Origin of the sequence: Anaerococcus lactolyticus S7-1-13, assembly GCF_000758765.1 — a bacterium.
Taxonomy (GTDB): domain Bacteria; phylum Bacillota; class Clostridia; order Tissierellales; family Peptoniphilaceae; genus Anaerococcus; species Anaerococcus lactolyticus.
On record NZ_JRMW01000034.1, the window covers coordinates 18,833 to 36,668 of the forward strand.

Annotated in this window: 20 protein-coding genes and 1 pseudogene; 2 read left to right on the top strand and 19 right to left on the bottom strand. The window is 31.9% G+C overall.

All coding sequences use genetic code 11. The features are described from left to right. Positions 1-3 precede the first annotated feature (3 nt). The 4 genes from HMPREF1630_RS05245 to HMPREF1630_RS05260 all read right to left on the bottom strand — a co-directional run bounded on the left by HMPREF1630_RS05245 (position 4) and on the right by HMPREF1630_RS05260 (position 1,945). Entirely contained in the window at positions 4-672 is a 669-nt protein-coding gene (locus HMPREF1630_RS05245; protein ID WP_052039380.1) for a hypothetical protein, read from the bottom strand. Then, positions 669-1,037 (bottom strand): hypothetical protein, encoded by a 369-nt coding sequence (locus tag HMPREF1630_RS05250; RefSeq protein ID WP_037327737.1) that lies wholly within the window; start codon positions 1,035-1,037, stop codon positions 669-671. Before HMPREF1630_RS05250 ends, HMPREF1630_RS05245 begins: the two co-directional genes overlap by 4 nt. A gap of 148 nt (positions 1,038-1,185) precedes the next feature. Further along, positions 1,186-1,593 (bottom strand): hypothetical protein, encoded by a 408-nt coding sequence (locus tag HMPREF1630_RS05255; RefSeq protein ID WP_037327738.1) that lies wholly within the window; start codon positions 1,591-1,593, stop codon positions 1,186-1,188. Between the two features lie 34 nt (positions 1,594-1,627). Beyond that, positions 1,628-1,945: a hypothetical protein gene (locus tag HMPREF1630_RS05260; RefSeq protein ID WP_004827704.1), complete on the bottom strand. Its 318-nt coding sequence runs from the start codon at positions 1,943-1,945 to the stop codon at positions 1,628-1,630. 98 nt (positions 1,946-2,043) lie between these two features. Here HMPREF1630_RS05260 and HMPREF1630_RS05265 point away from each other — a divergent pair, with 98 nt between their 5' ends. After that, entirely contained in the window at positions 2,044-3,051 is a 1,008-nt protein-coding gene (locus tag HMPREF1630_RS05265; RefSeq protein WP_037327739.1) for a potassium channel family protein, read from the top strand. Between the two features lie 75 nt (positions 3,052-3,126). On the opposite strand, the gene HMPREF1630_RS05270 is transcribed toward HMPREF1630_RS05265, so the two are convergent. The 14 genes from HMPREF1630_RS05270 to HMPREF1630_RS05330 form a co-directional block, all read right to left on the bottom strand. Beyond that, on the bottom strand, positions 3,127-3,531 hold the full coding sequence (locus tag HMPREF1630_RS05270; RefSeq protein ID WP_037327740.1) for a metal-dependent transcriptional regulator: 405 nt from the start codon (positions 3,529-3,531) through the stop codon (positions 3,127-3,129). 7 nt (positions 3,532-3,538) lie between these two features. Then, complete coding sequence (locus tag HMPREF1630_RS05275) at positions 3,539-4,672, bottom strand: metal ABC transporter permease (protein ID WP_037327741.1); 1,134 nt, start codon at positions 4,670-4,672, stop codon at positions 3,539-3,541. After that, positions 4,656-5,534, bottom strand: coding sequence for a metal ABC transporter permease (locus HMPREF1630_RS05280; RefSeq protein ID WP_004827713.1), 879 nt, complete (start codon positions 5,532-5,534; stop codon positions 4,656-4,658). The genes HMPREF1630_RS05275 and HMPREF1630_RS05280 overlap by 17 nt, the downstream gene beginning before the upstream one ends. Positions 5,535-5,538: 4 nt before the next feature. Further along, on the bottom strand, positions 5,539-6,249 hold the full coding sequence (locus HMPREF1630_RS05285) for a metal ABC transporter ATP-binding protein (protein ID WP_037327747.1): 711 nt from the start codon (positions 6,247-6,249) through the stop codon (positions 5,539-5,541). An 8-nt stretch (positions 6,250-6,257) separates the two neighbouring features. Beyond that, positions 6,258-7,199 carry a metal ABC transporter solute-binding protein, Zn/Mn family gene (locus HMPREF1630_RS05290; protein ID WP_037327750.1) on the bottom strand — a complete coding sequence of 314 codons (942 nt, stop codon included), beginning with the start codon at positions 7,197-7,199 and terminating at the stop codon, positions 6,258-6,260. 307 nt (positions 7,200-7,506) lie between these two features. Continuing rightward, the gene (locus HMPREF1630_RS09535; RefSeq protein WP_197049867.1) at positions 7,507-7,827 is read right to left on the bottom strand and encodes an MBL fold metallo-hydrolase; all 321 of its coding nucleotides are present in this window, start codon (positions 7,825-7,827) and stop codon (positions 7,507-7,509) included. Between the two features lie 119 nt (positions 7,828-7,946). Continuing rightward, positions 7,947-8,303: an MBL fold metallo-hydrolase gene (locus tag HMPREF1630_RS09540; protein WP_197049868.1), complete on the bottom strand. Its 357-nt coding sequence runs from the start codon at positions 8,301-8,303 to the stop codon at positions 7,947-7,949. A 56-nt stretch (positions 8,304-8,359) separates the two neighbouring features. Continuing rightward, positions 8,360-8,974, bottom strand: coding sequence for a class I SAM-dependent methyltransferase (locus HMPREF1630_RS05300; protein ID WP_037327751.1), 615 nt, complete (start codon positions 8,972-8,974; stop codon positions 8,360-8,362). Between the two features lie 692 nt (positions 8,975-9,666). Further along, a complete protein-coding gene (locus HMPREF1630_RS05305) occupies positions 9,667-10,248 on the bottom strand; it encodes an MptD family putative ECF transporter S component (protein WP_037327752.1) in 582 nt (193 codons plus the stop codon). A 17-nt stretch (positions 10,249-10,265) separates the two neighbouring features. Next, a complete protein-coding gene (locus tag HMPREF1630_RS05310) occupies positions 10,266-10,967 on the bottom strand; it encodes an energy-coupling factor transporter transmembrane component T family protein (RefSeq protein ID WP_037327755.1) in 702 nt (233 codons plus the stop codon). Continuing rightward, on the bottom strand, positions 10,964-12,472 hold the full coding sequence (locus HMPREF1630_RS05315; protein WP_037327758.1) for an ABC transporter ATP-binding protein: 1,509 nt from the start codon (positions 12,470-12,472) through the stop codon (positions 10,964-10,966). Before HMPREF1630_RS05315 ends, HMPREF1630_RS05310 begins: the two co-directional genes overlap by 4 nt. Positions 12,473-12,480: 8 nt before the next feature. Beyond that, entirely contained in the window at positions 12,481-14,205 is a 1,725-nt protein-coding gene (locus tag HMPREF1630_RS05320; protein WP_037327761.1) for an ABC transporter ATP-binding protein, read from the bottom strand. After that, the gene (locus HMPREF1630_RS05325) at positions 14,206-15,957 is read right to left on the bottom strand and encodes an ABC transporter ATP-binding protein (RefSeq protein WP_037327765.1); all 1,752 of its coding nucleotides are present in this window, start codon (positions 15,955-15,957) and stop codon (positions 14,206-14,208) included. Between the two features lie 61 nt (positions 15,958-16,018). Continuing rightward, on the bottom strand, positions 16,019-16,660 hold the full coding sequence (locus HMPREF1630_RS05330; protein WP_037327768.1) for a TetR/AcrR family transcriptional regulator: 642 nt from the start codon (positions 16,658-16,660) through the stop codon (positions 16,019-16,021). A gap of 397 nt (positions 16,661-17,057) precedes the next feature. Between HMPREF1630_RS05330 and mobC the strand changes: the two genes are divergently transcribed. Next, a complete protein-coding gene (gene mobC, locus HMPREF1630_RS05335; RefSeq protein WP_037327771.1) occupies positions 17,058-17,336 on the top strand; it encodes a plasmid mobilization relaxosome protein MobC in 279 nt (92 codons plus the stop codon). A 52-nt stretch (positions 17,337-17,388) separates the two neighbouring features. On the opposite strand, the pseudogene HMPREF1630_RS05340 reads toward mobC, so the two are convergent. Continuing rightward, positions 17,389-17,836 (bottom strand): annotated as a pseudogene (locus tag HMPREF1630_RS05340) (nucleotidyl transferase AbiEii/AbiGii toxin family protein); the annotation flags it as partial.

Consider the following 17,836-nt stretch of genomic DNA (forward strand, 5'->3'; position numbering starts at 1 on the left):
TTTCTAGGCAAGCCACCAAGTTCCGTCTGGGCTTTGGTGGAGACTGCCAAGCCTTTCTTCGATAATATTTGAATCAAAATCTTTAATAATTAGCTTATCATAATATTTGTAGTCTTCTCCTGCTTCATCTTTTTCATCATCCCAACCTTCTTCAATCCAGCGATTGATATAAACCTTGCCATCGTCTATAAAAAGAGCCGACTCGCTTACTTCAAGTTTAACGGTTTTTCTGTAAGGATAATAAATTTCAAGCGTTTCAGAGTCTTGGCTTATTAGGTGAAGGTCCAATCCAACAAGTTCAAGGTTATAGGTTGATAAATCTTTTACCTTGTAGTCGGTAATTTTTTCTAAAATTTCTCCTGGATAATACTTATAAATATTTACAAGCCCCTCATTAAAGTCTACTTGCAAGATGTAAAAACTATTATCAATAAAAATTACCCTACCATAAGCAATGTTCTTTTTAAGATCAAAAGGCCTGTAAATTTCACTTGTTTTATAGTCATAAAAACAAATTTCATTTCCCTTATAAAATCCATCGATTTTTACAGTCTCTTCTATTTCAAAAAGGTCATCAGAGTTTGATATACTATAAGCAAAACGTGATTGACCAGCAATTTCTTCTACATATTCGCCTTTTACTTCTGAAAATTCTTTAAATATTTCTTTCATATTTCCCCTTCATCTGTCCATTCTAATTTAATCGGACCTAGTTCTATCACATAATATTTACAATCTAAATTAGTATCTGGGTAATCTTCTGCAAGGTCAATTGCCACTTCTCCAAGCTTTGTCTTTGAAAAATCCTTCTTATCCCCAATTACGATATATTGAACACCAAAGTATTCTATAATATCATTTTCTGGCTCGCCTGGCATGGTTTCAAATGGCTTTTCTATGTCAACGCCTAATTTATTCAAGTATTCTGTCAAATCTGGATAAGATTTCTTAATTTCTCTTATGTAGTTTCTGCAATAAGCACAATCACATAGGTCATCAAAATCCCTATAAAATTCCCTAGTTTCTTCTATACTCATTTATCTAAATCCAAAGGTCCTTTCTTGTTCTTCATCTAATTTCCGATTCACTTGCATTTATACTTGACTTTAAGTTCATCAAACAAAATAAAGTGATATTCTTTGTAGTATTCTTTTGTAAAATATTTCATATCTTGGTCCTATTATTTCAATTTTTTATGAAAATATAATTATAAATGAAAATTATCCCAGCAAGTGCTAGGGCAAGGCCAAGTCCTGTGTAGAAAAAGGCTATAAAAAATTCTGGTAAAATATTTGCTTTACGAAGACCAATACCCATAGTCATCATAAAGACCATAATCAAATAAGATTTAAGATCAAAAAAATTCCAAAATGGTCTTTTATCTTCATAGGCTAGGATTCTTTTTGTATGTTTTTCACTCATAGTAAAAAACATTCTTCCAAAAATCATAAAGATTAAAATTGTTAGGGCGTACAAATACCAAATCTTTTCTACTAAGCCAAAAGATAAGATTCCAAGCCTTGCTACATTAAAACCTGCAATTAGCCAGACCAAGCCAGCTATCAATAATAAAGTTCTCTTTTTAACTTTCAAATTATACTCCTTTATAAATTTTCCTAAACCACTTCTAAATCTTCCCACTAAGGCTAGCTCCCAAAAAAGATCCTACAAGGGATATGGCTCCATAGGCAAAAACATAAACAATCGCACTATCATTATAAAAAATAAATATGGATGGGATAAATATTAGCATTACTAAAATCGGAAAAGTCAAAGTAAAAGAATTTTTAAATCCGTAAGCCAGGGATGTTAATAAGCAAGCCAATGGTACTAGGACTAATAGAATAAACATGCCAGAGCCGGTGTCTATAATTAACATTGGTAATATATAAAATATTCCAATCATTATTAATAAGTAAGGTAACATTTGTTTTAATTTCTCCATGACATCTCCTCCTAAATATATATAAATTATACCTTATTCAATATGGTCTAGCTTTTTATTGGGAAATATATTATAATCGAGTAAAGGAGGAGCTGGGTGTGGAAGAGAAAAGAAAACTTAAATTGATTATCGGCGCCTTTGTATTTTTGCTTGTAGTTGGTGTTCTTGGCTATATGGTCTTACTAAAAGTAGACTTTGTTGATGCACTCTACATGACAGTCATAACTATTTCTACAGTCGGTTTTGGAGAAGTGGGCACAACTAGCGATGCATCTGAACTTTTTTCTATTTTAATGATTTTTTTAGGAGTAGGCATAGTTGGTTATACTTTTACAACTGTTGTAGCCATGTTTGTTGAGGGAAAACTTGGAGATTTGTGGAAGGGAAGCAAGATGGATAAAAAAATTTCAGCTCTTACTAATCACTATATAATTTGTGGATCAGGTGAGCTTGCAGAAGTTATTATAAATAAATTTATAAAAGAAAAATTAGACTTTGTAGTAATTACAAATAACCGTGTAGACCTAGATGATTACAGCCACCATGATATTTTGGTAGTTGAAGGTCAATCCACAGAAGAAAGCGTCCTCGACCACGCAGGTATCATGAGAGCCAAGGGCCTTATTTCTACCCTAGATACTGAAGTTGATAACATTGTTACTGTCCTAACTGCAAGGAATATGAATAAGGATATATATATTATTTCAAACTCCATAACAAAATCAGGCAGCGATAAACTAATGAAAGTAGGAGCCAACAAGACACTTTCAGCTACAGAAATAAGCGGAAAAAGAATGGCATCTCTAATGATAAGGCCAAATATAATGTCATTTTTAGACGTAGTCACTAAAGTAGGAGATGTTGAGCTAGACCTTGAGGAAGTAATAGTCAAAAGAGGATCCTACCTAGAGAACAAAAACCTAATAGAAGCCCAAATCCCAAACAAAACTGGCCTAATAGTCTTAGCTATCAAAAAATTTGAAGATGGCAAAATGATTTTTAACCCTCATGGTTCCTACACCTTTAAAATAGGTGACGTCCTAATAGTCTTAGGTCGTGAAGAGCAAGTTGACAAGTTAAGAAATTTGGGAAATGAAAGTAAATAAAAAACATCAAAAAAGCCAAATCTCAATCTTAAGTGTATATAATTACACTTACTATTTGAACTTGGCTTTTAAATTTCACTTATTTTCGTTTGTATAGATTCTCTTACCCTTTGGTGATTTTTTGGGGTAATCTAAAAATTTATTCAAGGCTGTAAACATTTCTTCGCTTGTGACGTGTTCTAACAAGTCCGATTGGTCGTGGACTATTCCTCCATTAAGACCTAAGACATCTACTAGGAAGCACTCCCAAATCCTATGTTTAGACAAGATTGCTTTGGCCTCCTTGTCCCCTAAATCGGATAAATATATTTTAGTTTTTTCCTGGATAACCAGCCCATCTTCTATTAGCTTTTTGATCATTTCGCTTACAGACGGCCTGCTAATCGAAAAATAATCTGAAATATTTTTATTGTTTGTATAGCCCTTATCTTTCGAAAGCCTATATATTGCCTGAATATAGTCTTGTCTAATAGAGTTCATCTTTACCTCATAATCCATAATCTTTTAGCAAACTTATATATAAGATTCTGCCCTTTTCAGTTAGTTTATAAATACCCTCATCTACCAATATCTTATTTTCAGAAATTAAAATCTGACTATATTTTTCTATATCTTCTTTTTTCCATGATAGGTGCCTGTAAATTGTTGCAAGACCTAATTCCTCTTTAGAATATTTTTCTGATTGGTGGTTACCAACGTGAATTAAAAAGGCATCTTTTTTGAATTCTATATGCTTTTTCTTGCGTGTAATTATTTTCATCAAAAATCCATTCTTATTAAATAAAAATGTGATTAAAAAGCTTATACCTGCCATGGTTGCAGACATGCCTGACATTGAAAGATTGTAATACATGGCAAGAACAAATCCTAAGATTGAATTTATTATGGCATATAGGACCGATATGATAATCATTGTTCTAAGATTTTTGCTTATTAAATACGCACTCGCCGCAGGAGCGATTAAGAAGGATATTACCAAAATAGCTCCCACTGCCTCGAAGGCAACAACAGTTGTAAATGATGTAAGAGTCATTAATCCATAAAATAAAAGCACTTCAGAAAATCCTGCTATTTTTGCAAACTCTGTGTCAAAAGTAGTTAGTTTTAATTCTTTATAGAATACTACTATGAAGGATAAATTCAATATGCCCATTACTGACATCTGCAAAAGTGATTTAGGAATTTCTACACCAAAAAAATTCATAGTATTTAGGGGAGCCATGATTACCTCACCCATTAGGACAACATCCACATCCAGATGGACATTTCTCGCATATTTTGTAATAAGAATTACTGCCAAGGCAAAAAACATCGGAAAAACAATTCCCACTGCATCGTCATTTTTAACCAGTTTGGTTTTAGAAAGTGATTCTATGGAAAATACTGTTATTACACCAAAAATCGCAGCACCAAAAACCAAATAAACCGAAGTAATTTCCCTTACTATAAAATACGCAATCACTATTCCCAAAAGGATTGAATGGCTAATAGCATCGGCGAGCATAGAAAGTCTTCTTAGCACAAGGAAAACCCCAATTAAACTACATGCTATTGCTGTAACCAAGAGAACCAACAAGGTTTGATAATTGTCAATAAAACAATAACTAAGAAAGTCCATCATAATTTTTCCTCACAATCATTTTACGCATTCCTCTTGGCCCAACTACCATGGATATTAAAGAGATAAAGCTCATGATAAGAATAATTGTAGATCCTGTACTCATTCCATCGTAGACAGTGGAAATATATGTTCCAACAAAGGCAGATATACCACCACAAAGACCAGCTATTATTAACATCACATGAAATTTATCAGTCCATTGTAGGGCTGTAATTGCTGGCACTATGAGCATAGATGAAATCAAAATTGCTCCAACAAGTTTAAGACCAGTTGTAATTAAAAGCATGGTAGCAAGTAAAATTACAGTATTCATCAAAACAGGATTTATACCAATTGTTTTAGCGTAAACTTCATCAAATACATAAACCTTTATTTCCTTATAGAAAGCTAGAAGAAGTAAAAGTGAAAAAATTGAAACGACAAATATTATCTTAACATCATTTCTCATAATATATGAGGCCTGACCAAAAATATAATTTTTAAGTCCTGACTGAGAAACCCCTGCATAGGTAGGGTTGCCTTGGATAAAAGATTTTAAAACCATGCCAAATCCAAAAAAACTTGATAATACAATAGCCAAAGTAGCATCAAGATCTATCTTTGAATTATTAGCAATTATATCAATTAAGAAAAAAGATATAGCCCCAGCTATAGCTGCTCCTAGTAGAAGTATAATAGGAGATTTTTCCATTGACAACATAAAGGCGAGGACAATTCCCGGATAGGTAGAGTGTCCGATGGCGTCACCGATTAATGACTTGCCCTTTAAAACACTTATAGAGCCGATTATGCCAGTTGCCATAGCTAAAATTACTGTACCAAGGGCAACTATTATAAAAGAATAGTTTCTAAAAATATCCATAAGCTTACCTCACAAAGGCCTTATCCACATTTTCTTTTGTGAAAGCCTCAGAAACAGGTCCTTGCGCAATTACTTTTTTATTTAAGATAATAATATGATCGAAATATTTTTCTATGGTATTAAGGTCATGGTGAACAACTATGGAAGTTTTCCCCTTCATTTGAGAATCTTTCATAAAATCAAAAATTACTTTTTCTGTCACCTTGTCAACACCAGCCAAGGGCTCATCCATAAAATATATGTCAGCATCTTGGGCTATAGCTCTTGCTATAAAAACTCTTTGCCTTTGACCACCAGAAAGCTCCGAAATTTGCCTATCTTCAAAATCTTCCATACCAATTTTTTTAAGAGCCTTCCTTGCAAGGACATAGTCATCCTTAGTTGGCCTTTTGAGCCAACCAAGGTGGACATACCTACCCATTAGGACAACATCAAGAACTGTTGTTGGGAAATCCCAATTAACAGAAGCTGTCTGGGGAATATAAGCAATTTTTTTCTTAACCTCATCAAAAGGCTTGCCCATAATTAATACAGACCCAGATAATTTCTTTTGTAGGTTCAAGATTCCCTTAATCAAGGTAGACTTACCTGCCCCATTAGGACCAATTATAGCTGTTATTGAATTATTAATTATATCAATATCATTATCCCAAAGAACAGGCTTGTCTGCGTATGCAATTGTCATGTCCTCTACTTTTATGATTACATCTTTCAAAATTTCACCTATTTCAAATTTTCTACTATTAAATCAACATTGTGTTTATACATATCTATATAGGTATCACCTGGTTGGCCTTCTGGTGCTAGAGAATCTGAGAAAAGTTCCTTTCCCTCGCCAGAAACAACTTTTACATCAAAACCCTTTGCCTTTACAGCTTCCCTTAATTTTTCCATCCTCATTGGGTCAGTTGTTGATTCTGCAAAAATTGCCTTAACCTTATTCTTTACAATAAAGTTTACAGTATCTTCTATATCCTTATTTGCAACTTCACTGTCAGTTGAAACTCCTTGTGGAGCCTTTACTGGAATCTTATAAGCTCGTGAAAAATAATTAAATGCATCGTGTGGGGTTATCAAATACCTACTAGCTTCAGGAATTGAGTTTATTTTTTCCTTATTTTCCTTATCAAGTTCATCAAGCTTAGCAAGATAAGTTTCTAAATTTTTCTCAATATTGTCTTTTTCTTCAGGGAGAAGTTTTTCTAAATCTTCTGCAGCGTTTTTTGTAGCTTCCTTATATAGATTTATAGAAAACCAAAAGTGTGGGTCAACAACAACCTTTCCACCCTCTTCCATTTCGCCTATATCTTCTTTTTTGAAAGTTCTAGAAACTGCAGAGCCCTTCTTTTCGAGAACATCAACCATCTTGCCTTCAAAGTGAAGACCATGATATAAAAGCAAATCAGCCTTCTTAATCTTCTCCAAATCTTGTGGCTTAGCAGTATAAAGGTGTGGGTCTTCGCCAGCAGGAATAATAAGTTCCCTATCAACCTTATCCCCAACTAAATTACCTACCATGTCGTATAAAAATGATGTAGTAACAGTAACTATCTTTTTACCATCACCTTGTTTTGTAGCATCCGAATCAGTTTTATTTACATTTTTTGAACAAGAGCTGGCAATAATAAGCATCGCTAGTGCCATTAATATTTTTTTAAATTTCATATTTCCTCCAATAAATTTTATAGTTAGGTATGCCTAACTATTTATAGTATAGCCCCAGCTTTTATTTTTGTCAATTATTTTTTAATAATAATTATCATTTAGATAGATCACTGATAATAGCGCCTAAATTTTTTGTTTTACCACCATAAGCGATAATAAAAAAAGCACCTTACTTGTAGTGCTTTCCTCATATACTTCTATTAACCATAATCTAAAACATAATGCCCACCATTCAAAATAAAGGGAAAGGCACTTTTTGTCTTAGATTCTTAATTAATATCCAGACATTTTTTTGTAATCATCTTATTCATTTTTTTGCAAAAGGATTATAGTCACCATCTTTATGGAAGGGGTTATTCTTTCCAAACACAGCGCTTTGGTCTATATGGGCAAATACCTTATCAGAATATGGATGGACGCCACTGTGGCCTGTGCAAATATATTTTAGCTTGTAATTTTTTAACTTCTCCCTAAGTTTGATAAGGGATTCCTTGTTTTTCATTGGATTTTGGGTGAAAAAATCAAAAAATGCATAGCCTCCATTTTCATTTATAGCCAGGCAATCACCTGAAATCAGGATTTTATCATCAACTACATAAACAGTATGACCTACTGTGTGCCCAGGCACAGGAATAGCTTAGACCCTTATCCCATCAACATCAAATATCATATTTCCGCTTATCGGAGTCCAACCATCAGCGATTTCAACACAATTATAAAAAATACCCTTCCTACGAATCTCTTTCGTCATATATTTTTCTCATCCTCGCCCATATAAACATGAGCATTAGGAAAAATATTATGACCGCTCTTATCTATCCCTCCACCATGGTCTGTATCCAGATGAGTCAAAAATAAATGATTGATATTTTCTGGTCTAATATTTATTTTTTGAAATTCATCTCCTATATTTTTGAAATTTAAATGGCCACTGTCAACAGCAATCGTTTTACCATTCTTGGTGTAAAACCACATATTGACATCATATTCCCTTATACAACTCACACCTTCAGCTAGTATCCCAGTTTCTTCTGGTTTACAATAATACTTACCACGCATAGTTATGGGTTTTAACTTGTCATCAAAAAAATATAACAACTTCAAAAATCTAACCTCTCATTTATAGTTTCAATTTCCAATTACTAAATCTCCGATGTAATTTACAATATTTTTTTAGCGATAAAAGCAAGATGACTTTTATTATCCAAGTGATATTCACATGCAAATCCGATGCTGGTTAAAATATTTGTTAAGTACTCTGGTGAATAGACTTCAAAATTAAGCATATCTGCCCACTTCTTTATATTTTTATGCTCCCTATAAGCACCCTCATTAACAATCAAAAACTCGCCACCATCCTTCAAAACTCGATGAATCTCCCTAAAGCAAGCTTCTATATCCTTCCAAAAATATATGGTTTCAAAGGCAGTTACTATATCAATGGTCTTCTCATCAAAAGGGATATTTTTTACATCGCCTTCAATTATTTGACATCTTCCATCCTTAATATCCTTATCATTTAAAATTCTTGCAATATCCACACTCGCCCTTGAATAATCAATCCCATATACCTTATTAGCCTTAGTTAGAAAATATTGAATATTTCTACCCCCACCACAACCAAGATCCAATAAAGTATCAGTCGATCTAATATTTAAAAATGATCGACCCCAAGATGCTAACTTCTCGTGACCAATATTCATGCTTTTAACCATAAAACGCCCACCAAAATTATTTTTTGGTTTAATCACGTTTTCAAAAAATCTTTTTAACATTTTAAACTCCTATCGATATTCATTATCAGTATTATTATACCATGCATTCAATATCAGTAATAATTTTACAAATAAAAAAAGCTGCTTTTTCAATCCACTCTTACGTCCATGGAATTTTTTGAGCCTTTTTACATATCCATTCTCATCTTTTTAAAATACAAAATGCTTATAAAATTGCTTAAAATGCAGGATTTCTAAATTTATATATTTGTATATTCCTTATCATTAATTAATTTAAGATCATAAAGCCTACATAACATAGCAAGTCTCATACTATAAATCTTTATTGCTTGCATTTTACCTCCTATGTAAGTTAATTTTTTGCGTTTGTAGTTGGATTAAATTTAAAATATACTAAGATCACCTAATCAACTTAACTAATTTTCACACTTCAAAGTATTTTGATTTTTATAGAAAAATGACAAAATACCCCTCACTTTAAAAAGTGAAATTTGCCCTCTTCGGAAACCAGAATTTTTATTTTTTATAGTATTTTTAAGTTTCAATGATTAATTTTATCATAAAAAAATGAGGACTTATGCTCTAAGGCATAAATCCTCTAAAACGAAAGAAATTTGTTTTTTACCTATATTTTAAATTTGATTTTTTATGATAATTACCAGTAGAACTTAAACAACAGATGTCAATTAACTCCATTATTTAATCCTTTTTTTATCACTAATATGGATTGATTAAATCATACCTGCTTTTTCAAAATGTTTCTTCATTAGTTTCTTGGAAATTATTGCTCCAATCAACGCACAAATCGCTATAACAACAAGAAATATTACTGAGGTCATAGGGGAAACAAGTTTGGTTAAAGTTTCCATGTATTCACTGCCAAACATTTTTTCATAAGATTTAATCGTTTGCTCTGCATAGAAAAGAAATGGAACACACATTCCACCAAAGCCAGCAAGAACACAAAATATTATATAACCGATTGTTAATCCTTTATAATTTTGTATTCCCTTTGTTTGTGCAATTACCATCGCAATAATTCCTGCGATTATCAAACTAATTATATATGGAGGATAAAAGCTTATAATTCCTGTAAGTATGCAGAACAATAAAATCATCCATGGATTTTTTGTTTTAACTGGTACTAAGAAATAAGCAATAGCTCCAATAATTGCCCATATTGGAACAGCCAATAACATTGTATATGGCGTTACAAACAAAAAGGATAATACTCTGTATAAAACCTGTGAGCATAACACCATTAGTGCTGTAATAATTAAATCTTTAATTTGAAATTTCTTTTTATCTTCCATAATCATTCTCCTTATTTTTAAATATTTTTTATTTTCATAATAATGATAGTTATATAAAATACCATCATTATTACTAGCAATAACATATCAAGCATACGAAACTTGACTTCTATATAACTAGTTTTTTTGCACGTAATTCCAAGTCCTCGTGTCTCAACAGATGCCGACAACTCAGTTGCAGTACATAACATTCGCATTAACATAGGAATCAACATCATTTCATAAACTTTAAAGGGATGTTTTAAAAATCCAAGGAAAGAAATATCAATCCCTCTCGTTTTAATTCCCTGCCTTATACAAATAAAATCATGTTTCAAAGTAGGAAAAAATCTTAATATAACAGCCAATGGAATATTTATATAATATGGGATTTTCATATTTTGCAAGGAAGCTAATACTTCAGATACATCACTTGTCCTACTCATATTAATAGCCGCAAATGTCAATGTTACAAAGCGAATGATAAAGTAGTGTATTGTTGTTGAAATAAATAAAGGACTTATTTCTGCTACCATAAACAACACTACATATAAAACTAAGAATTTAAAACAAGTTTTGTAAATTCCACTTATCATTCCATATGCAAACACCGATAAAAAAAGTAGAACTTCATACTTTTTACCAGTTAATGTAAATGCTAAAATCCCTATAATTAAAACTTGTAACAGCTTAATCCTTGGATCATATCTTATTCCATTTTGTTTACAAGATTTGTTCATTCTTCATATCTCTCATTCTGTAATAAAAATCTTTTTATTATTTCAAAATCATCACTACTCTTTAAGCTGATGTTTTGAATGATAGTATTGTTCTCTATAAACACTGCTTTAGTTGCTACTTTACTTAAAAACTCTAAATCATGAGAAATAACAAAAATCAGTTTTCCTTTTTTACGAAGATAATTTATTGCTTCCGATACACCTTTCATATTCTCATAATCAAGTCCACTTGTTGGCTCATCAAAAATCAGAATTTTTTTATTTGAAGCTATAGCAGCTGCAATAGTAACTCGCTGCTTTTGCCCTCCTGATAAGCTATGCGGATGTCTATTTCTTAATGATGAAATATTCAATAAAGTCATCGCATTTTCTATTTTTTCATCATTTTGCTTAATACTATTCATAGAACTGAGCATTAACTCTGAAACAACAGAATCGGAGTACAATTGATAATCTGCATCTTGCATTACAAAATATACACTTTTATATAAGTTCTTTTGCTTTGTAAGTTTGCCTTCAATAAAAAATTGTCCACTTTTTGCTTTTAATAAACCTGACATTATTTTCCCTAATGTAGTTTTGCCGTTTCCATTGTGTCCAACTATAGCTACTGTTTCACCAAAATTTCCTTCTAAATTACAATTATTTAAAATCGAATTATTTACATTATACGAAAATGATAAATTTTCCACCTTAAAGTCTGATTGTTGCTTACTAATAGGTGCATTGTTCTTCAAGCCATACTTGATATTGCTCAAATTAAATGCTCTAAGTTTATATGTTTGAAGATCTGTTTCATTCAAATTTTCAATATCATCGTAATTTAGTTGCCTATCAATTTCTCCATCTTTCATTATCAAGCATTTATCTACCAAATTTTTTAAGTAAAACAATCTATGCTCTGAAACAATTACTGTAGCTCCTTGTTTCTTTAACCACTCCATAATTTTTTTCAGTTTAATAATTGAATAAATATCTAAATTCGCAGATGGCTCGTCAAAAACATAAATCTTAGGATTCAAGGTTTTTGCAGCTATAATCGCTATCTTCTGTTTTTCACCACTAGATAAAGAAAACATATCCCTATCCATAAGCTTTTCAGCTTCAAAATCGTGAAATGAACAATTTACTCTATTTATCATTTCATCTCTATCTATTCCATAATTTTCAAGAGCAAATGCCACTTCATTAGTACTATTCGTTGTGAAAAATTGGCTTCTTGGATTTTGAAATATAGAAGCAGTATTTTTACCCATTTCTCCGGGAGTAACAGTCTTTATATCATCTCCTGTTACTTTCACGCTTCCAGTTAAAATTCCTTCAAAGAAATGAGGAATCAAGCCATTTATCAATCTTGTAATCGTCGTTTTTCCCGAACCGGATTGTCCGGTAAGCAATACAAATTCCCCTGCTTGAATTTTAAGATTTATATTCTTTAGACACCCTTCTGATTGTGTTCCGTAACTGAAGCTCACATTTTCAAAATCAATAACTACATTTCCCATTTCATCACCTAAATTTGCCAACCAATAGATTGTTTTTTAATTTCAATGAAATGTTTATATACTCCATCTTGACCAATTAGTTCCTTATGATTGCCTCGTTGCACAATTCTACCTTGATCAATGACAATAATTTGATCTGCTTCTCTTACTGTAGATAGTCTATGTGCAATACTAATAAGCGTTTTATTTTTTGTTAATTCCTTAATTGCACTGATTAACATATACTCGTTTTCAGGATCTACGCTTGATGTTGCCTCATCAAGTATAATAATTGGAGCATCCTTAAGAATTGCTCGTGCAATTGAAATTCTCTGTTTTTCTCCTCCGGATAATGTTGATCCGCCTTCACCAACAACAGTATCGTACCCATCACTAAGGCTTGTTATAAATTCATGACAGCATGCTTTCTTGCAAGCCTCAACCACCTCATCATGTGTAGCATTAGGATTTCCAAATTTTATATTGTTTTCAATCGTATCATTAAACAAATACACCTTCTGAAATACCATACTGATATTTTTTAAAAGACTTTCAGAAGTAAAATCCTTAACATTATGTCCACCAATAAGAACTTCACCTTTTTTTACATCCCAAAATCTTGCTATCAGATTACATAGCGTTGTTTTCCCGGAACCTGAAGCACCCACAATGGCCAAACTGCTATTAGACTTTATTTGCAAGTTTATATTGTTCAAAATCTCCCTTTCTCCATAGCCGAAACAAACATCTTTCAATTCAATATCATAGGAATCCAAATCAATCTCTTTTCCACCATCATCAAGTGAAGGTATATCCGAAATATATTCCAGTCTATTAAGTTGTGTTGCAAGCATCCTACTTAAAAAAGCTCCATCGCTGACCAACTCCAATTCCAAAAAAATCAGAAAGGCAGATACTATAAACATCAGTGCATATGAAAGTGGAATTTGTGAATTCATATATAAAACCGTAGCAACAAACACTAAGGCACAACTTGCTACCTTGAAAATCATTTCATATAATTTCATTAAATAAGCTGAACCTTCATTGACCTCTATATCAACTTCGCATTTCTTAGAAAATGCTTTTTCAACCTTGTTTTTTCCGGCACTTCCTTTCTTAAATGAACGAAGCACTGAAATTCCTCTGATATATTCAATTGCTTCTGTAACTAATATTTCCTGCGAATCTTGCATAATAGGAGAATATTTTTCAGTTTTCTTTGTGATTAATTTAAGAACAACTATTCCAAGGATTATCGCAATTAAAGACACCATCCCTACCGGAAAACAAAAGATTAATAACATGATTGTCATAGTTAGAGCTTGGAAAAATCCACCAACAATAAAGTTCATCGCAAGCATTGCCATACCTTCTAAGTCGGAAATAGTAGTCGTTAAAACAGCTTGAATTGTCCCTAAGTTTTTTTCTGAAAAATATCCCATCGGAGCTTTCTTTAATTTTTCGCCTATTTCAATTCTTTTATCCTTAAAAATCTCGTAGCCTGAAGCACTAAGTTTTCTATCGCAAAGATACTGAAATATAAATCTGCCAAATATACTCACAACTATAATCGCTGTTGCCTGCATAATAATAGTCATATTCATCTGTTCAAGATTAACCATAATCAATAAAACCGCCAACAACATCAAAGAAACGAAAAATGATTTTAATCCACTAAATATAAGACCAAGGATTACATTTTTTCGATATTTCCCTGATATTTTTAATATTCGTTTTACAATCGCAATCACTTAAATCGCCTCCTTTCCGTAATCTAGTTTGCCCACATAATTTTTCCACAAGGAAGCATATATTCCATCTTTTTTCACAAGATTTTCATGAGTTCCATTTTCTACAATTTCTCCATCTTTCATAACAAGGATTGTATCAGCGTTTATAATAGTAGAAAGCCTGTGAGCAACGACTATGAGTGTTTTTCCTTTAATAAGATTATTTATCGCATTCTGAATAAGATACTCATTTTCCGGATCAGTAAATGCAGTTGCTTCATCTAAGATTATTACCTTAGATTGTTTTAACATTGCTCTTGCAATCGTAATTCTTTGTCTTTCACCACCAGATAAAGCTCCACCTGCATCTCCAACTTTTGTGTCATATCCATTTTCAAGTTCCATAATGAAATTGTGGCAAGATGCAGCTTTAGCCACCTCAATAATCTCCTCATCACTTGCATTTGGATTTCCCATTTTAATATTTTCTTTTATGCTTGTATTAAATAAAAAATTATCTTGAGCAACATAGCTTATCTCACTTGTTAGCTGTTCAAATGGAATTTCAGAAATTTTTTTACCTCCATAAATTATGTTTCCTGCTGTTGGATCCCAAAAGCCAGCCATTAACTTTGCTATAGTTGATTTTCCGGACCCTGAGCTGCCAACTAGTGCTGTTACTGTATTTGGTTTTAATTCAAAACTGATATTCCTTAATACAAATTCTTTATCATAAGCAAACGAAACATTTTCAAAACGATACAGCGTATTATCAAGAACTACTCTCTCTGTTGGTCTTTTTAGTTCATCTTTCGATAAAAATTCATCTATCACGTCTAAACTCGCCTTAACCATACTGAATTGCTCCGAATACTTTCCGATTTTCATTAAATGTGCAATAAAGCCGATAGGTAAGATAATACACACAATGAAATTTGATAGAGATATTTGAGAATTCATATATAAATATGCACCAACTGGCAAAGTGCCTAAAAGTGTTGACGGCATAACTGCTTGAACAAATGCTGACCATAACCAACTTTGTTTCCACCAAGCAAGTGTACTATCATGGAAAAATTGAATTGCACTCGTAAATTTTTCATATGAAGATGTACTATGATTAAAAGCTTTTATGACCTCAATGCCATTAACATATTCAACTAATGTGCTATTCATATTATTTTGAGCAGTCGTATAAGTTTTGCTTCTAAACTCATAATCTTTCATCATCCCTATATATCCAAGCATTCCCAAAGGAATTGTAAGTAGCGAAGCCAAACCCATTCTATAATCTAAAGCAAAAATCAGAATTAAAAATAAAACAGGAGATATCAAACTTGATGTTATTTCTGGCATAAAGTGAGCCATAGAATCTTCCAGTTTAGACACTGTATCTACAATTAAATTTTTAAATTTACCTATAGGTGTATCTATCATTACCCCCATAGGCACTCTTAACATTTTTGCTGCAACTAAGCTTCTTATATTTTTCAAAATGTGAAATGTTGCTTTATGTGAAGTCATTGTTGAATACAAAGTAAAAATGCCTTTTAAAATTTGTCCACCTAAAGCTACAAGAGTTATAGAAAGCACTGTTTGAAATGACAGTTCTGACTGATAAATTTTTTCTATCAACTTTGCTATGGCTAAAAAGGGAATCATTCCAAATACTTCCCCTATGATCGCTAACAAAATTGATTTGTATAATTGTGTTTTCTCGCTACCAGCGTATTTAAATAACTCTGAAATAGCACTTTTATTTTTATTTTCCAAGAATAAAGCCTCCCTTCATTCAACAATTAAGTTCGATTAGGCTAACTTGCTGGTAAAAAAATTATTTTTCTTTTATCTTCATCAATCCTTGCCAACCATAATACTGAAAAGTAACTATGCTTCTGATATATTCGCTAACATCTTGGTATGGAATGCTATGAAGAACACACTCGCACAAAGAAGTTATATAGCCTTTTGTAATAACGTGAACCTCAAACTCTTTAATTTCTGTGTTGATTTGCTCTTTTTTAGCATTAAAATGAATGAGCTTCATGTTTTTAGCTGTATATCTTTCAGTAATATCCTCAATAAAGTTTTCCACTTTAGACCCTTTGCTACATGCAAAGATCAGCTTAAAGTTATCAAAATGTGCATACATATAATCAACAAATAGCATTGTTTCCAGAAATAAATTTTCTATGATAGCTTCATCATCGACTGAATGAGAATCTATTTGAATAGTTTTATGTTCACTCCTTTTTTCAACATCAGCAACAACATTTAGAGTGAAATTATATTCCTCTTCGATTAGAGCAAAAAATAAGGCTTCCTTATTTTTAAAATGACGATAAATTGCTCCTGTAGTTACATTTGCCAATTTAGCAATTCCAGCCACCTGTGCTTTCTCAAAGCCCTTATCTAAAAATTCCTCTTTCGCGCATTCTAAAATTCTATTTTTTGTTAAATCTGAACTATACGACATTATATCTACCTCCCATGGTTAGATAATTGTTTTATTTTAGATAATATGATTATCTAAAATAATCTTATTATCTTTTTCTTTTTTTGTCAATAATTATTATCAAATAATCAGCATACACTTAATACTTTTACTTTAATAATTAACTTTAATAACTTTTATCGCAAGCACAGTAAGTGTACGGACACTTACGAAAAAATTAATGGAGTAGACCTTTACGGAATGCTCCATTTTTTTACACACCTAACCACACGAAAGTTTACTTAAGTGGTTGGTAGGTGCTATGCAATTACTTCCCAAGAGCTAATATTATTAGCGACTGGTTGAAGTCTACTGCTAATTTTAGCTTGTTAGGGAGAACCCTATAAGACCCCGAAATATATTTTATAAGGAGAATAAAATGGCAAATAGATTTAGAAATGAAAGAATAGAAATAAAACTTACTAAAGAAGAAAAAGAGATTTATGTTGTAGACCTAGAACCATTTAGAAACCTACAATGGCTACTTTCGAATGCAACAAATAACATAAACCAGATTGCAAAAGCTACTAATGCAACTGGCCTTATTTACAAGAATGAAATTGAATCGATGAATAAAGAGATAGAAAAATTATCAAGAGAAATATGGCAGATCCATCCCCTACTTCTTAATAAATCAAAGGAAAGTTCTGGTGATTAGTATGGCAATTACAAAAATACATTCTATAAAATCAACTCTAAATGTGGCAATGGATTGTTTCGTATTTTTCTGCTAAAATTGTTTCTAATGGATATGCCATTATTTTTATATCTTCTTTGCTAAAGATACAGGGATAGGTATATTCTATTTCCCTTGGTGTTATTGCATCTCCTGTTGTTAGGTCTAGTTTCATTGGATTTTTAGTTTTACCAACATTAGCTATTAGTGAAATTCTAAAGTTTTCGTACTCATCCTCTTCTCTTATATAAGAGATGTCTTTTATTTCAAATTTTATTCCATCATCTACATTGATATTTATAATTTCATCTACGATTTCTTTTATTTTTTCTTCTTTTAGGGCTATGCCTTTTATGGTTGTGTCTATATCCATAGTTGTTCTATTTTCAATTCCAATTAAGGAAGATATTAGGAATCCTCCTTTTATTACAAAATTATTTTTGTAATTTGATTTGGATAGCCTTTCTAAAAATCTTTCGAAG

Excerpts from the sequence above, each read along its gene's own strand:
- HMPREF1630_RS05260 (WP_004827704.1), bottom strand. The coding sequence starts at position 1,945 with ATGGAGAAATTAAAACAAATGTTACCTTACTTATTAATAATGATTGGA.
- HMPREF1630_RS05250 (WP_037327737.1), bottom strand. The coding sequence starts at position 1,037 with ATGAGTATAGAAGAAACTAGGGAATTTTATAGGGATTTTGATGACCTA.
- HMPREF1630_RS05275 (WP_037327741.1), bottom strand. The coding sequence starts at position 4,672 with ATGATGGACTTTCTTAGTTATTGTTTTATTGACAATTATCAAACCTTG.
- HMPREF1630_RS05300 (WP_037327751.1), bottom strand. The coding sequence starts at position 8,974 with ATGTTAAAAAGATTTTTTGAAAACGTGATTAAACCAAAAAATAATTTT.
- HMPREF1630_RS05315 (WP_037327758.1), bottom strand. The coding sequence starts at position 12,472 with ATGGGAAATGTAGTTATTGATTTTGAAAATGTGAGCTTCAGTTACGGA.
- HMPREF1630_RS05270 (WP_037327740.1), bottom strand. The coding sequence starts at position 3,531 with ATGAACTCTATTAGACAAGACTATATTCAGGCAATATATAGGCTTTCG.
- HMPREF1630_RS05305 (WP_037327752.1), bottom strand. The coding sequence starts at position 10,248 with ATGGAAGATAAAAAGAAATTTCAAATTAAAGATTTAATTATTACAGCA.
- HMPREF1630_RS05330 (WP_037327768.1), bottom strand. The coding sequence starts at position 16,660 with ATGTCGTATAGTTCAGATTTAACAAAAAATAGAATTTTAGAATGCGCG.
- mobC (WP_037327771.1), top strand. The coding sequence starts at position 17,058 with ATGGCAAATAGATTTAGAAATGAAAGAATAGAAATAAAACTTACTAAA.
- HMPREF1630_RS05310 (WP_037327755.1), bottom strand. The coding sequence starts at position 10,967 with ATGAACAAATCTTGTAAACAAAATGGAATAAGATATGATCCAAGGATT.
- HMPREF1630_RS05290 (WP_037327750.1), bottom strand. The coding sequence starts at position 7,199 with ATGAAATTTAAAAAAATATTAATGGCACTAGCGATGCTTATTATTGCC.
- HMPREF1630_RS05245 (WP_052039380.1), bottom strand. The coding sequence starts at position 672 with ATGAAAGAAATATTTAAAGAATTTTCAGAAGTAAAAGGCGAATATGTA.
- HMPREF1630_RS05280 (WP_004827713.1), bottom strand. The coding sequence starts at position 5,534 with ATGGATATTTTTAGAAACTATTCTTTTATAATAGTTGCCCTTGGTACA.